14 protein-coding genes are annotated in these 13,453 nt (G+C 67.6%); 7 read left to right on the top strand and 7 right to left on the bottom strand.

The genetic code is table 11. The features are described from left to right. From JJL56_RS32805 to JJL56_RS16795, 4 genes are all read left to right on the top strand, one after another. Nucleotides 1-209 (top strand): hypothetical protein (locus JJL56_RS32805; RefSeq protein ID WP_211111888.1); only part of this gene is annotated, 209 nt, incomplete at its 5' end. A 312-nt stretch (nt 210-521) separates the two neighbouring features. Next, nucleotides 522-1,013, top strand: a complete 492-nt coding sequence (locus JJL56_RS16805) for a MarR family winged helix-turn-helix transcriptional regulator (protein WP_145628879.1) — start codon at nt 522-524, stop codon at nt 1,011-1,013. 55 nt (nt 1,014-1,068) lie between these two features. Continuing rightward, entirely contained in the window at nt 1,069-1,455 is a 387-nt protein-coding gene (locus JJL56_RS16800) for a response regulator (RefSeq protein WP_200485693.1), read from the top strand. Nucleotides 1,456-1,622: 167 nt separating this feature from the next. Continuing rightward, nucleotides 1,623-3,323, top strand: a complete 1,701-nt coding sequence (locus tag JJL56_RS16795) for a monovalent cation:proton antiporter-2 (CPA2) family protein (RefSeq protein WP_145628883.1) — start codon at nt 1,623-1,625, stop codon at nt 3,321-3,323. Between the two features lie 9 nt (nt 3,324-3,332). On the opposite strand, the gene JJL56_RS16790 is transcribed toward JJL56_RS16795, so the two are convergent. The 5 genes from JJL56_RS16790 to JJL56_RS16770 form a co-directional block, all read right to left on the bottom strand. Beyond that, the gene (locus tag JJL56_RS16790; RefSeq protein ID WP_345772593.1) at nt 3,333-5,060 is read right to left on the bottom strand and encodes a hypothetical protein; all 1,728 of its coding nucleotides are present in this window, start codon (nt 5,058-5,060) and stop codon (nt 3,333-3,335) included. Between the two features lie 208 nt (nt 5,061-5,268). Continuing rightward, nucleotides 5,269-6,309: a sulfate/molybdate ABC transporter ATP-binding protein gene (locus JJL56_RS16785; RefSeq protein ID WP_200485691.1), complete on the bottom strand. Its 1,041-nt coding sequence runs from the start codon at nt 6,307-6,309 to the stop codon at nt 5,269-5,271. A 13-nt stretch (nt 6,310-6,322) separates the two neighbouring features. After that, nucleotides 6,323-7,183, bottom strand: coding sequence for a sulfate ABC transporter permease subunit CysW (gene cysW / locus JJL56_RS16780; RefSeq protein ID WP_200485690.1), 861 nt, complete (start codon nt 7,181-7,183; stop codon nt 6,323-6,325). Beyond that, nucleotides 7,173-8,006 (bottom strand): sulfate ABC transporter permease subunit CysT, encoded by an 834-nt coding sequence (gene cysT / locus JJL56_RS16775; RefSeq protein ID WP_211110912.1) that lies wholly within the window; start codon nt 8,004-8,006, stop codon nt 7,173-7,175. Before cysT ends, cysW begins: the two co-directional genes overlap by 11 nt. A 57-nt stretch (nt 8,007-8,063) precedes the next feature. Continuing rightward, the gene (locus JJL56_RS16770) at nt 8,064-9,116 is read right to left on the bottom strand and encodes a sulfate ABC transporter substrate-binding protein (RefSeq protein WP_200485689.1); all 1,053 of its coding nucleotides are present in this window, start codon (nt 9,114-9,116) and stop codon (nt 8,064-8,066) included. Between the two features lie 323 nt (nt 9,117-9,439). On the opposite strand from JJL56_RS16770, the gene JJL56_RS16765 reads away from it, so the two are divergent. Further along, nucleotides 9,440-10,585: a hypothetical protein gene (locus tag JJL56_RS16765; RefSeq protein WP_200485688.1), complete on the top strand. Its 1,146-nt coding sequence runs from the start codon at nt 9,440-9,442 to the stop codon at nt 10,583-10,585. A gap of 15 nt (nt 10,586-10,600) precedes the next feature. Here the strand turns inward: JJL56_RS16765 and JJL56_RS16760 are convergent, their stop codons facing one another. Continuing rightward, entirely contained in the window at nt 10,601-11,053 is a 453-nt protein-coding gene (locus JJL56_RS16760; protein WP_014198135.1) for an RrF2 family transcriptional regulator, read from the bottom strand. 169 nt (nt 11,054-11,222) lie between these two features. Between JJL56_RS16760 and JJL56_RS16755 the strand changes: the two genes are divergently transcribed. Together JJL56_RS16755 and JJL56_RS16750 are read left to right on the top strand one after the other, a co-directional pair. Continuing rightward, a complete protein-coding gene (locus JJL56_RS16755; protein ID WP_040134577.1) occupies nt 11,223-11,855 on the top strand; it encodes an MBL fold metallo-hydrolase in 633 nt (210 codons plus the stop codon). Between the two features lie 213 nt (nt 11,856-12,068). Then, nucleotides 12,069-12,668: a hypothetical protein gene (locus JJL56_RS16750; RefSeq protein WP_200485687.1), complete on the top strand. Its 600-nt coding sequence runs from the start codon at nt 12,069-12,071 to the stop codon at nt 12,666-12,668. Nucleotides 12,669-12,748: 80 nt separating this feature from the next. On the opposite strand, the gene JJL56_RS16745 is transcribed toward JJL56_RS16750, so the two are convergent. Beyond that, entirely contained in the window at nt 12,749-13,264 is a 516-nt protein-coding gene (locus JJL56_RS16745) for an OsmC family protein (protein ID WP_200485686.1), read from the bottom strand. Between the last annotated feature and the right edge of the window lie 189 nt (nt 13,265-13,453).

Raw genomic sequence — 13,453 nt, 5'->3', positions numbered from 1 at the left:
GCCAGTCCCTTCCGGAACCGGTCCGCGGCCAACGGTCAAAACCGCCGCCTGCGCATCCCTTCTCGATTTTCATGATCAACAATGTCAAAGATCCATCGCCCGGCGAACCACACAAGACAACGCCCGGCGAACTGGCCGTGGACATCATCGAGTATTTGAAGGCCGGAGAGGCACAAACGATCGTTCGTGCCGGCGGAGGATCAATCTAGCGCTTACGGCCGAGGGCGTCAAGCCCTTTGTTTCGTATTCACCGAACCGCCTAGGCCGCCTGGGGCGGAAAACGGATCGGTCAGCGCCCTGACCTCCACCCCTCCAGTCTTTCGGGGCGCCCCCTCCGGACCGCGTCCGGCGAGGGAGGCGCTGTATAGGGCAGCGCCCGCCGCCGATCCAGCAAAAAGGCTCGCCCAACGACAGATTCGACTCTGAAAGGGCAACGACGGCGTGGTGTGGCGGCGGCTGGACAGGCCCCATGCCGGACCATTATGGTTTTATCTCGAAACCGCAGGCACAGGGGAGCCGGCATGCGCCCAAGCGCGCGCGCGACCGCCGAGGTTATGGCGCAGGTTCTGCGGACGACCGCCAGCCTGGCCTTCACGGATGGGCTGAACCCGGCCCAATGGGCGGCGCTGCGTTACTTCGCCCAGGCGAACGCGAGCGCCCGCAACGTCGTGGCCTTCGCCCGCCATCACGGGACGACCAAGGGCACGGCCAGCCAGACCATCGCGGCCCTTCTGAAAAAAGATCTGCTGGAGCGCCACCCCAGCGAGACCGACCGCCGCTCCATCCGGTTGACCCTCACGGCGCAGGGGCGGAGCATGCTCGCCAACGATCCGCTGAACGAGTTGGTCGCCGCCATCGACGGTTTGGCGCCGGCCCAGCACGGCGCGCTGGCCGCGGGGCTGGACGAGCTGTTGCGCTCGCTGCTGTCCCGCCGCGCCGAGGGCGGAGCGCGCGCCGGGGACTCGCTGGGCTCCTCTCACAACGCCGACCGCAACGGCGCCGCGGCGGACTGAACCGCCCGCGCCGCCCGCACTTCACGCCATCGCATTGTTGGGAGCGACGGAGCCCATGGCCAGAATTCTGGTGATCGACGACGTTCCGGCCTTCACGGCGCTGCTGCGCATGATACTGGAGACGCTGGGCCACCAGGTGACGGAGGCCAATGACGGCCTGTCCGGCCTGTCCATGCTGGAACGCGAGCCCTTCGACCTTGCCATCGTCGACATGATGATGCCCGGCCTGGACGGGATCGAGCTGATCCGCCGCCTGCGCGCCCGCGACGCCCCCCAGGTTCCAAGCATCATTGCCATGTCCGGCGGCACGGACGACTTTCCGGCGGCCTTCTCGCTGAACCTGTCGGCCATGCACGGCGCCGACCGCATGCTGTACAAGCCCTTCGACAACAGCGAGCTTGCCAGCGCCGTGGACGAGCTGTTGGCCGCACGCGCCGTCTGACGCCGCGGCAGCGCCGCCACTGGGCGATCTTTTTTGCCCGCCCCGGGACTTTTTTTCGCATTCCGATCTTTCGCGCACCCGCTGCGCTTGCGGCGGTGATGTTTGCACCGCATACAGACGCCGTCCCGGACGGCCGGCATCCGGCCCGACCCAGCCAGCGCGCGGCCATGCACGATCCCAAACTGCTCTTCGACGTCCTGTTCCTGCTGCTGGCGGCGGTGGTGATCGTCCCCTTGTTCCAGGCTCTGCGCATCCCGGCGGTGCTCGGCTATCTGGTGGGTGGGGCGCTGCTCGGTCCGCACACGCCGGGGCCGGTGGTGGACATGGCGCTTCCCCAGGTCCTGTCCGAATTCGGGGTGGTCTTCCTCCTCTTCGCCATCGGGCTGGAACTGCCGCTGTCGCGCCTGCGGGCGATGCGGCGCTACATCTTCGGGCTGGGGCTGATGCAGGTCGTCCTGACCAGCGCCGCCATCGCCGCCGTCGCCTACGCGCTGGGCGAGGGCATGGCGGCAGCGCTGGTGATCGGCGGCATGCTGGCCTTCTCGTCCACCGCCACGGTGCTGAAGCTGCTGGTCGAGCGCGGGGAGACGGTGGCGCGCTTCGGGCGCGTGTCGGTCGCCGTGCTGATCTTCCAGGATCTGGCCGTCGTGCCGCTGCTGACCCTGCTGCCGCTGCTGGCCGGCGGCGACACCAGCATCCCCTGGGCGCTCGCCCTGGCCGGGGTCAAGGCCGTCGCGGCGATCGGCGCCATCATGCTGCTGGGCCGCTTCGTGGTGCGCCCGGTCTATCACTTCGTGGCCTCGGCCAAGAGTCCGGAGGTCTTCACGGCGACCAATCTGCTGGTCGTCCTGGCGGTCGCCGGGCTGACGGCGGAGGCCGGCATGTCGATGGCGCTGGGTGCCTTCCTGGCCGGCATGCTGATGGCCGACACCGCCTACCGCCATCAGGTGGAGGCCGACATCGAACCGTTCCGCGGCCTGCTGCTCGGCCTGTTCTTCATGACGGTGGGCATGACGCTCGACCTGCCGGCCATGCTCCGGCGCGCCGACGACATCCTGATGGTGACCGCGGCGCTGCTGGTCGGGAAGAGCATCCTGCTGTTCCTGCTCTGCCGCCTGTCGGGGCTCGGGCTGGCGACCTCGCTGCGCATCGGTCTGCTGCTGTCGCAGGGCGGCGAGTTCGCCTTCGTGCTGATCGGCAAGGCGACGCGGCTGGCGGTGCTGGAGGACGAGACGGGGCTGCTGCTGTCCTCCTGCGTGGCGCTCAGCATGGCGGTGACGCCGCTGGTCGGCGCCGTCGCCCAGCGGCTGGCCCAGAGGGTCGAGGCCCGCTACGGCGCCGAGGCTTTCGGGGTGGAGACCAGCGACATCACCGGCCATGTGCTGATCGCCGGCTATGGCCGGGTCGGGCGCGCCGTCGCCCGGCTGCTGCGCACCCACGACATTCCCTACGTCGCGCTGGACCTCGACCCGCAGCGGGTGGCGGCGGCGCGGGCCGAGGGGCTGCCGGTCTATTACGGCGATTCCAGCCAGATCGGCGTGCTGCGCGCCGCCGGTATCGAGCGGGCGCGGGCCGCGGTCATCACCGTCAACCGCCCTGACATGGCGGAGCGCGCCGTCGAGGCCATCCGCCGGGCCGCCCCGCGCCTCGCCATCGCCGCCCGCGCCCACGACCTGGAGCGCGGCGCGCGGCTGAAGAAGGCCGGGGCCAGCGCCGTGGTGCCGGAAACGCTGGAGGCCAGCCTGCAACTGGCCAGCCTCGTGCTGCGCAACGCCGGGGTGGACGCCGAGACCATCGACCAGAGCCTGAAGAGCGTCCGCGACCGCGGCTATGACGCGCTCAGCGAGCCCGCCGACCAGAAAGACTGAGCGGTTGCGTCAGCGCTCCACCCGCCACAGGTCGAACACGGTGCCGCGGTAAACCTCCTCCGCGCCCGGCGGCGGTTTCAGCCCGGCCGCGTGGAAGACGTTGGAGAACATCACCAGCACGTAATCGTACTTGTCCCGCCAGCCGATGTAATGCGGGCAGGGCTCGACATGGTCGCGCAGGGTCGCCTCTTCGGGACGGGAGAGCAGGCGCACATCCACCGGAACCCCCTCGTAGATCGCCATGCAGCGGTCGCGGTAGGGCTGGGTCACCGTCAGCGGCTGCTTGCCGGGGTGGCTGAACAGGGTCGGGACGAAGGCGCGCCGCTCCACGGTGATCAGCGACGGCAGATGGATGAGGCTGGGCAAGGCGACCAGCGCATGCCGCCAGGGCGGCTGGGTGAGCAGGAACTCGCGCGTGTTGCAACAGCCGGCCTCCTGCCCCGCCCAGGCGATCAGGATGGAGCGTCCGGGCTCGATCCGCTCCATGGCGCGGCGCAGGTCGGCCACGTCGTCCTCGTAGGCCAGCCAGTTGAGCGTCAGCACGCCGGTCCGCACCGTCAGCAGGGCGAGCAGCCCGGCGGCGAAGGCCGCCGCGGCGCGGGCGCTGGGAAAACGGATGTCGGTGCCGGCCACCAGCAGGAAGGCGGCCAGAATCCAAAAGCGGATCGACACGAAATAGGTGCCGAAGAAGGGGTCGGGCACGACGAAGAAGGCCAAAACGAACAACCCCACCGCCAGCATCATCGCCGGCGCGGCGCGCAGCCAGCCCGCCAGCCGCGCCGCCACCATGCCGCCGAGGATCAGCAGCAGGGTCGCCACATCGAGCAGCGTGTTGTAGTTCAGGACCGGAGCCAGCATGTCGTGCAGCCGATAGCGCCACTGCTTCAGTTCGGTCAGCTTCTTCAGCCGCCAGTAGATTTCCTTCAGCAGCAGGACCGGCGTGCTGTCCCGCGCGCCCACCGCCGCCGCGTCGGATTGGAGGAGGTGCGTTCCCACCGTCCCGGCGAACAGCGCCACGGGAAGGGCGAGCAGCGCGGCGAAGCGCAGGGCGTCGCGCCCGAGATTGGCGAGCGTCAGCGGCTTTCGCCCCTGCCCCATGTATTTCACCGCCTCCACCGCGAACAGGCAGAGCAGGAAGGAGCCGAGCACGATGGCGTGGGCGAAATAAAGGAACAGGGCGCAGCCCATCCCCACCGGCAATTGCCAGCGCCGCCCCGCCAGCGCGATCCACAGCGACAGCCCGACCAGCAGGAAGCCGAGGCCGAGCGAGAAGCTCATGAAGCCGCCGATCAGCGTGGCGTTGTGGATGAACAGTGCGCCGCACAGCGGCCACAGGCTCCACCGTCCGAACAAAGTCCGATTCAGCAGCATCGCCCCGAACAGGGTGAGCAGCCCGGCCAGCGCCATGTAGACGCGCCCGGCGACGTACAGCGGCAGCACGCTGGCGAGCGGCAGCATCACCGCCTCCATCAGCAGGTTCGGGACCGGCGTCAGGGAGGCCGTGTAATGGTCGGCCAGGAAGGGGTCGGACCGGACATGCAGCAGCACGTCCACCCGCGCCAGATGGTTCGGGTAGTCGAGCAGCGGCGGCATCTCCACCAGCACGAGGGGCAGCAGAAGCAGCGCCAGGATCACCGGGAGCACGAGCGCCAGCGGCGGCGACCAGGCTCCGGCCCCGGCGTCCGTCCGCAGGGCGGCGGCGGGGCCGGGAGCCTGCGACAGTCCTGAATGGTCCACCGGAGCCTCCTGCATTGGGTGCAATGCGGAAGGCTCAACACATCCACCGTCCGCATCGCCAGAAGGCATTGGCGTTACGATTCGGCGTTGGACTTAGTCCATGGCCCCGACGGGGCAGGCTTCATGGCCCGCCGGGGCTCCATCGGCATGAGGCCGAACGCCCTGCCCGCCCCTTTTCGAGGATAGGCCGGGCTTCGTCAGGATGCCGTCACGGCTGCGGAAAGACACGGGCGCGGGCAATGTGGACGGCGCACTGGTCGCCGGGGCGCAGGCCCAGGGCGGACAGGCGCTCGCGGTCCATCTCGGCCTCCAGCGGCAGGCCAGCGAGGTCGATCTCGATCCGCGCGTCCGGTCCCACCACATGAATGCCCGACACCCGGCCCGGTCCCGCGGCGCAGGGGCTCAGCCCCAGATCGTGCGGGCGCACATAGGCGATGGCCGGGCCGCGGACCGTGCCGTCGGCGGGGATGGACAAAGCCCCGTTGGCCGTCCGCGCCACCCCGTCCGCCACCACGCAGTCGAAGCGGTTCACCTGCCCGAGAAACTCGTAGACGAAGGCGGAGGCCGGACGGTCGTAGACCTCGGCCGGGCTGCCCACCTGCTCGATCCGGCCCTGGCTCATCACCACCACGCGGTCGGCCAGCTCCAACGCCTCCTCCTGATCGTGGGTGACGAAGACGGAGGTGATGTGGATGTCCTCGTGCAGCTTGCGCAGCCAGCGCCGCAGCTCCTTGCGCACCTTGGCGTCGAGCGCGCCGAACGGCTCGTCGAGCAGCAGGACCTTCGGCTCGATGGCCAGCGCGCGGGCCAGCGCCACGCGCTGCCGCTGCCCGCCGGACAGCTGCGCCGGGTAGCGGTCGGCGAAATGGGCGAGCTGGACCAGCTCCAGCAGTTCCATGACGCGCCGCTTGATCTCGGTGGAGGTCGGGCGCTGTCCGCGCGGCCGCACCCTCATCCCGAAGGCCACGTTGTCGAAGACGGTCATGTGGCGGAACAGCGCGTAATGCTGGAAGACGAAGCCGACCTGCCGCTCCCGCGGGGTGAGGCTCAGCGCCTCCTCCCCGTTCAGCAGGAGGCTGCCGGAATCGGCGAACTCAAGCCCCGCCATGATGCGCAGAAGGGTCGTCTTGCCCGAGCCCGACGGGCCGAGCAGGGCCAGAAGCTCGCCGGAACGGACTTCGAGGTCCACCGCATCGAGCGCGCGGAACGTTCCGAATTGCTTGGTGATGCCGGATACCTGGATCGCCATGACGTGCGTCGCCTCAATGCCGGGTGGCCGCCAGCTCAGCCCCGAAGCGCCATTCCAGCACCGTCTTCACGACCAGCGTGACGAGGGCGAGCATGGCCAGCACCGAGGCCACCGCGAAGGCAGCGACCAAGTTGTATTCGTTGTAGAGGATCTCGACATGCAGGGGCATCGTGTTGGTCTCGCCCCGGATGTGGCCGGACACCACCGACACCGCGCCGAACTCGCCCATCGCGCGGGCGTTGCACAGCAGGACGCCGTACAGCAGGCCCCATTTGATGTTGGGCAGGGTGACGCGCCAGAAGGTCTGCCAGCCGGACGCGCCCAGCACCAGCGCCGCCTCCTCCTCCTCGTTGCCCTGCTCCTGCATCAGCGGAATCAGCTCGCGGGCGACGAAGGGGAAGGTGACGAAGACGGTGGCGAGCACCAGCCCCGGCACGGCGAAGATGATCTGGATGCCCTGCGACTTGAGGAACGGTCCCATCAGCCCGTGCAGCCCGAACAGCAGCACGTAGATCAGGCCGGAGATCACCGGCGACACCGAGAAAGGCAGGTCGATCAGGGTGATCAGCACGTCCTTGCCGCGGAAGTCGAACTTGGCGATGCACCAGGACGCCGCCACGCCGAAGAGGAGGTTCATCGGCACGGCGATGGCCGCGACGATCAGCGTCAGCTTGATCGCCGCCACCGCGTCCGGCTCCACCAGCGCCGCCCAATAGGCGTCCGTGCCGCGGCGCAGCGCCTCGACGAAGACCGCGACCAGCGGCAGGACCAGGAACAGCAGCAGGAAGGCCAGCGCCGTGGCGATCAGAAGCCCCTTCACCCACCGGCTGTCGGCCAGCGCCGGGGTAAAGCCGACGGCTTTCCTAGCGAGCATGGCGCGACCTCATCCAGGCTTGCAGCAGGTTCAGGGCCAGCAGCAGCACGAAGGACGCCATCAGCATCAGCACGCCGACCGCGGCGGCGCCGGCATAGTCGTACTGCTCCAGCTTGATGACGATCAGCAGCGGAAGGATTTCCGACAGGCCGGGGATGTTGCCGGCGATGAAAATGACCGAGCCGTACTCCCCCACCCCGCGGGCGAAGGCCAGCGCGAAGCCGGTCAGCAGGGCCGGCAGAAGCGCCGGGAACACCACCCGCCGGAAGGACTGCCAGCGCGTGGCGCCCAGCGCCGCGGCGGCCTCCTCCTCCTCCGGCGGCAGGTCCTGGAGGATCGGCTGCACGGTGCGGACCACGAAGGGCAGGCCGATGAAGGTCAGGGCGATGGCGATGCCCAGCGGCGTGAAGGCCACCCTCAGCCCGAACCATTCCATCAGCAGGGAGCCGATCCAGCCGTTGGGCGCGTAGAGCGCGCTGAGCGCGATGCCGGCCACCGCGGTGGGCAGGGCGAAGGGCAGGTCCACCAGCGCGTCGACGATCCGGTCGCCGGGGAAGCGGTAGCGCACCAGCACCCAAGCGACGATGAAGCCGAAGACGGCGTTGACCGCGGCGGCGGCCAGCGACAGCCCGAAGCTGACCTTGAAGGCGGCCAGGACGCGCGGCGTCAGCACCGCGTCCCAGAAGCCGGACCAGCCCAGCCCCGCCGCCTTCAACGCCAGCGCGGCAAGCGGCAGCAGGACGATCAGGGACAGATAGGTCAGCGTGAATCCCAGGGTCAGCCCGAAGCCGGGCAGGACGCTGGGTTTTCGAAGAACGCTCAACACCGTGCCCCCCGTATTGGGAAACACGGCGTCGCTGGTGGTTGCCGCGACCACGGGTCAGCGGCCCTTCTGGTAGATCTGGTCGAAGACGCCGCCATCCGCGAAATGCTTCTCCTGGGCCGTGCGCCAGCCCCCGAAGGAACCGTCGATGGTCACAAGCTTAACATTAGGGAAGCGATCCGCATACCGTGCAGCGACCTCCGGCAGGCGCGGGCGGTAGAAGTGCTTCGCCGCGATTTCCTGCGCTTCGGGGCTGTAGAGGAAGTTCAGATAGGCTTCCGCCGCCTTGCGGGTTCCCTTGCGGTCCACCACCGAATCGACGACCGTGACCGGCGGTTCCGCCAGGATCGACAGCGACGGCACGACAATGTCGAACTTGTCGGCGCCGAACTCCTGGAGCGACAGGAAGGCCTCGTTCTCCCAGGCCAGCAGCACGTCGCCGAGCTGCCGCTGCGTGAAGGTGACGGTGGAGCCGCGGGCGCCGCTGTCCAGCACCGGCACGTTCCGGAACAGGTCGCCGACGAACTGCTTGGCCTTGGCCTCGTCGTTGCCGTTCTTCTCCAGCGAATAGGCCCAGGCGGCCAGGTAGTTCCAGCGCGCCCCGCCCGAGGTCTTCGGGTTCGGGGTGATGACCTGCACGCCCGGCTTCAGCAGGTCGTCCCAGTCCTTGATCTGCTTCGGGTTTCCCTTGCGTACCAGGAAGACAATGGTCGAGGTGTAGGGGGAGCTGTTGTTCGGCAGGCGCGTCTGCCACGTCTTCGGCAGAGCGCTGGAGTCGGCGATGGCGTCGATGTCGTAGGCCAGCGCCAGCGTCACCACGTCGGCGTCCAGCCCGTCGATGACCGAACGAGCCTGCTTGCCCGATCCGCCGTGCGACTGCTTGACGGTCACCGTCTGGCCGTTTTCTGACTGCCATTTCTTGGCGAACGCCTTGTTGAACTCCACATAGAACTCACGTGTGGGGTCATAGGAGACGTTCAGCAGCGTGGTCTGCGCCTTGGCGGGCGCGATGGTCAGCATGGCGAGGGCGACGCCCGCGGCCAATGCGGACAGCCGGCCAGCGGAGAACCGGTTTGCGCGGAGCGCGGAGAGCCGATCACGAAACGACATGGCACACTCCCTCGGTATGGTTCATTGGGGCGCGGGCAATCGGCCCTGGAGGCCACGCACCGCACCGTTGTTCACAAAGTCGGCCATGGCACCGGATCGACCGGTGCCGTATTCACATACTTTATGATGTATATGTAATATCCATTTGCCTTCTAGAGTTTGCATGATTTCTCGGAGGCCGCAAGGCTGTTTTTTATCATTCCCCACGTCATCGAGAGACAAATTCACATAAATCTGTGAAATGTGAGGCTTTGGATCGCGCTGGAAGCGTCGCATGGGATCGCTATCATGCGCGCCCTCTCCGCCTCCTGTCCCGAACGGCCATGCCTGACGCAGCCCAGCCCCCCACCCCCGCACTCCTGACCGCCCTTCTGGAAGCCGAGCGCGCGCTCGGCCGGCTGGCGGAGGTGGTCCAGGACCCCGCGCGCCGGCGGCGGCTGTGGGCTGACGCGGCGCGCCGGGAGTCCTGCGCGGCGGCGCGGCTCGACGGCGTGGCGGTGGACCCGGCGGAGTTTCTGGTGGCGACCATCGGCACCGACCTCGTCCCCACCGCAGGACGGGGAGCGGCCCAATCGGTCCGCGCGCTGTGGCAAGGCGCCCTGTTCACGCAAGGCGTCATCGCCGCGCCCACCCGCCATGTGGGAAACGCCCGCGCGCCGCTGCCGTCCGGCGGGGCCGCCGCCGACGCCTGGCGCGCCGTGGCGGAGCTGGAGGCGGGATCGGATGCCCGCTTCTCTCTCCCGTCAGACGATGACGGCGACGCCGCGCCCTTCGCGGACGACGCGCCTCCGGCCTGGACGCTGGGCTGGACGGAGGCGCTGTGGCGCTGCCTTCAGGCGGAGGTGTCGGGGCGCGATCCCGGACGGCTGGCCTTCTCGGCGGACCGGGAGGCGGAGGCCGCCACCCTGCTCAAGCGTCTGGACCATGCCGGCGACTCGCCGGCCCTGCTGGGAGGCGTGGGCATGCTGGCTGAACTGCTGCGCCCGGCGCCCGATCTGCGGATTCCCGCCTGGGCGGTGCCCTCGGCCCGGCTGATGGGCGCGCTGGCGGTGGCGCGCTGCTGCCGCGTTCCGAACGTCTGGCTGCCGATGTCCGTCTCCCTGCACGCCGACCGCACGACCGCCGGCCTCGCCGCCCGCGGGCGGGAGGAGGGATGGCGGCTGTGGCTGGCCGACACGGTGGCGGAGACGGCGCGGCGGGAGCGGGAGCGCGCCCTGTCCCTGGACCGCAAGGCGGAGGGCTGGCAACAGCGGGTGGGGGCCAAGCGCCGCAACTCCCGCATTCCGGACCTGTTGGAGCTTCTGTTCGAGGAACCCGCCCTGACCGTACGGCGGGTGCAGAAGCGGCTGGGCAGCACCTTCCGCGGCGCCCAGCTTCTGGTCGACGAGTTACTGGAGAACGGCATCCTGCGCGAGGCGACGAACCGCGCGCTGGACCGCGTCTTCATCGCCGTCGATCTGGTGCCCTGATGGGACGGAAACCGATCAGATGTCGAAATTGACGGGCAGGCCGCCGGTCGCCTGACGGTGGCGCAGGGCGTCGGACAGGGTTTGGTTGTCGAGCACCTGGGCAGTGGCGTCGCGCACCTGGACCATCAGCCAGCGCACCGAACAGGTCGGCGGGTCGATGCAGTCCTCGCAGGGACGGAAGGAATTCTTGCTGGCGCAGGGGATCGGCGCCAGATGCCCGTCGATCAGCCGGATCACCTCGCCGAAGGAAATCTCCTCGGCAGGGCGCGCCAGGCGGTAGCCGCCGCTCTTGCCGCGCTTGGCGAACAGCAGGCCATGCTTGCGCAGTTCCACCAGAATGGCTTCCAGGAACTTGCGCGGAATGTTCTCCCGCTCGGCGATTTCGGCGATCAGGACGAGTTCGTCATCCGTCCGTTCGGCCAGCATGATCAGCGCACGCAGGGCGTATTTGGCTTTTTGCGACAGCATTCGGTCCGGCACCGCCCCCCGCGGCGGAATGGTATAAAGATAAAGTGCACTCCATATAGCCGTGTTGCCCAGGAATTGGTACCGGTTCTTGCCCTGGAAAACGCTGGCGCGTAAGGTCGTGCACGAATCGATCCCTGACCATTGATCATTGACCGGCGAAGGACGCGGCATGCAGACCATCATCGTTCCCGTCACTCCGTTCCAGCAGAACTGCACGGTGCTCTGGTGTCCGGAGACGATGAAGGGCGCCGCCGTCGATCCCGGCGGCGATCTGCCGCGCATCCTGCGCGCCGCCCAGTCGAAGGGCGTGACGCTGGAAAAGATCCTGGTCACCCACGGCCACATCGACCATGCCGGCGCCGTCGCCGACCTCGCCGACGAGCTGAAACTGCCCATCGAGGGGCCGCACCGCGAGGACCAGTTCTGGATCGACGGCATGCCGATGCAGAGCCAGATGTTCGGCTTCCCACCGGTCCGCTCCTTCACGCCGGACCGCTGGCTGGAGGAAGGCGACACGGTGACGGTCGGCAACCTGACGCTGGACGTCCACCACTGTCCGGGCCACACGCCGGGCCATGTGGTCTTCGTGCACAAGCCGAGCAAAATCGCCATCGTCGGCGACGTGCTGTTCCAGGGCTCCATCGGCCGCACCGACTTCCCCAAGGGCAACCACGGCGACCTGATCGAGTCGATCCGCAGCAAGCTGTTCCCGCTGGGCGACGACGTGACCTTCATCCCCGGCCACGGCCCGACCTCGACCATCGGGGAGGAGAGGCTGTACAATCCTTTCCTCAACGACTGAGCATCGCCACTCCCATAAGAGACATCGGCGCATACGCTCTCCGCAAGCCTAGCGGGGGATGACGGGCGCCGATGTCCTTTCTAGCTGTGTCTGCGACAGTTCAGTTATGAACGGGGAAATCCGCTTCGGCTACCCCGTTGTTTTCCTGGTAGCCCTTCATCTGTCATGAAGGCACATAGAATAACTATGTATACAAACTCACCTATAATCCAAATGATTGCCGTCGCAGCAATTCTGTCCATACTTTCAGCCCCTGCGATGATAATTTATTCATACAAAACAAGACTTCCTCGATGGCTGCAGGTTATCGCCAACGCTCTGCTTGCGCCTTACCTGCTGATAGTCTCAACAATCGGGGCGATTGGAACGCTTCCGGCGCTTCCGGCATTAGTCGACGTTCTTAGAGACGATGGCTGCTTGCAGCGATACTTTGACGATGAATTGGTCGTCACGTCACCCACCGGGCTGCGCAAAGCAGTAGTCAGTACAGGCGTCTGCGTGAGCGGCCCACTCGCGATCAGCTCTGATGACGGGACTGATATCGAGATCACTACGCCCGGAACCGGCAAGCGAGTGACGGTTTTCAAGGGTTACGCCCGCTCGGACAAGTCCGTTGACTTGGAGTGGAAGGAGGACGGACGACTGCTTGTCCGCTTGCACAAAGTGATCCCCGTCGGCAAGAGCCTGCACAATGTTGACGGAGTTATCATTGAATATCGCGTTTCTCAGAAAGCTATGGGGTCATTGCCGACCTCTTCGGAATCGGCGGCGCAGTTCAGGGCTTGGGCAACCGGCAACGCCGTGATCGATTGACCCACTGTCAAATCTTGACGCCCTAATCGCCCAAGGCCGGTAAGGGCGGCCCTTCGGAACCGCCCCATTCGGGAGAACCGTCACCCCTGTCCCGTCTCGATGGCCAGCGACATCGGCGGCGGGTGGGCCAGCGTCTGGTAGACGACGCAATAGCGCTCGGTCAGCTTGGTCAGGGTGGCGATGCGCTCCGCCGGCTCGTCGGTGTCCAGGTCGAAGCGCAGGCGGATGGCGCGGAAGCCGACCGGCGCGTCCTTCGCCACGCCCAGCGTGCCGCGGAAATCCAGGTCGCCTTCCGCCGACACGGTGCCGCCGCGCAGCTTGAACTCCAGCGCCGTGGCGACCGCCTTCAGCGTCACCCCCGCGCAGGCCACCAGGGCCTCCAGCAGCATGTCGCCGGAACAGGCCTGGGTGCCCGGCCCGCCGGTCGCCGGATGCAGACCGGCCTCCACCAGCGCCCGGCCCGTCTCGACCTTGCAGGCGATGCCGGAATCATCCAGCGCCCCACGGGCCTTCAGCGTCACCACCGCCGACTCCGGGGCGTCCTTGTACTTGTCCTTCAGCGGCGCCTGGAGCGCGCGCAGATCCTGTGCATCCATGCCCGTGCGTTTCCTCTTCGCGGTTCGGGTTCTTTATTGTGCGACCTGCGGATGATGGACCGCAAACACCACCCCGGCAATGCCCAAAGCGAAGCCCAGCTCCGCAGCCGGAGCCACTGGCCCGTATCGATGTTTTCCGCTAAGACCGGCGGCATAAACATAATGAATGGGAAGGGAGTTCTCCCCGCC

Origin of the sequence: Azospirillum aestuarii, from assembly GCF_016632405.1 — a bacterium.
Lineage (GTDB): Bacteria > Pseudomonadota > Alphaproteobacteria > Azospirillales > Azospirillaceae > Azospirillum > Azospirillum aestuarii.
The sequence above is the reverse complement of the archived record's forward strand: the minus strand, read 5'-3'. Positions and strand labels throughout refer to the sequence as shown.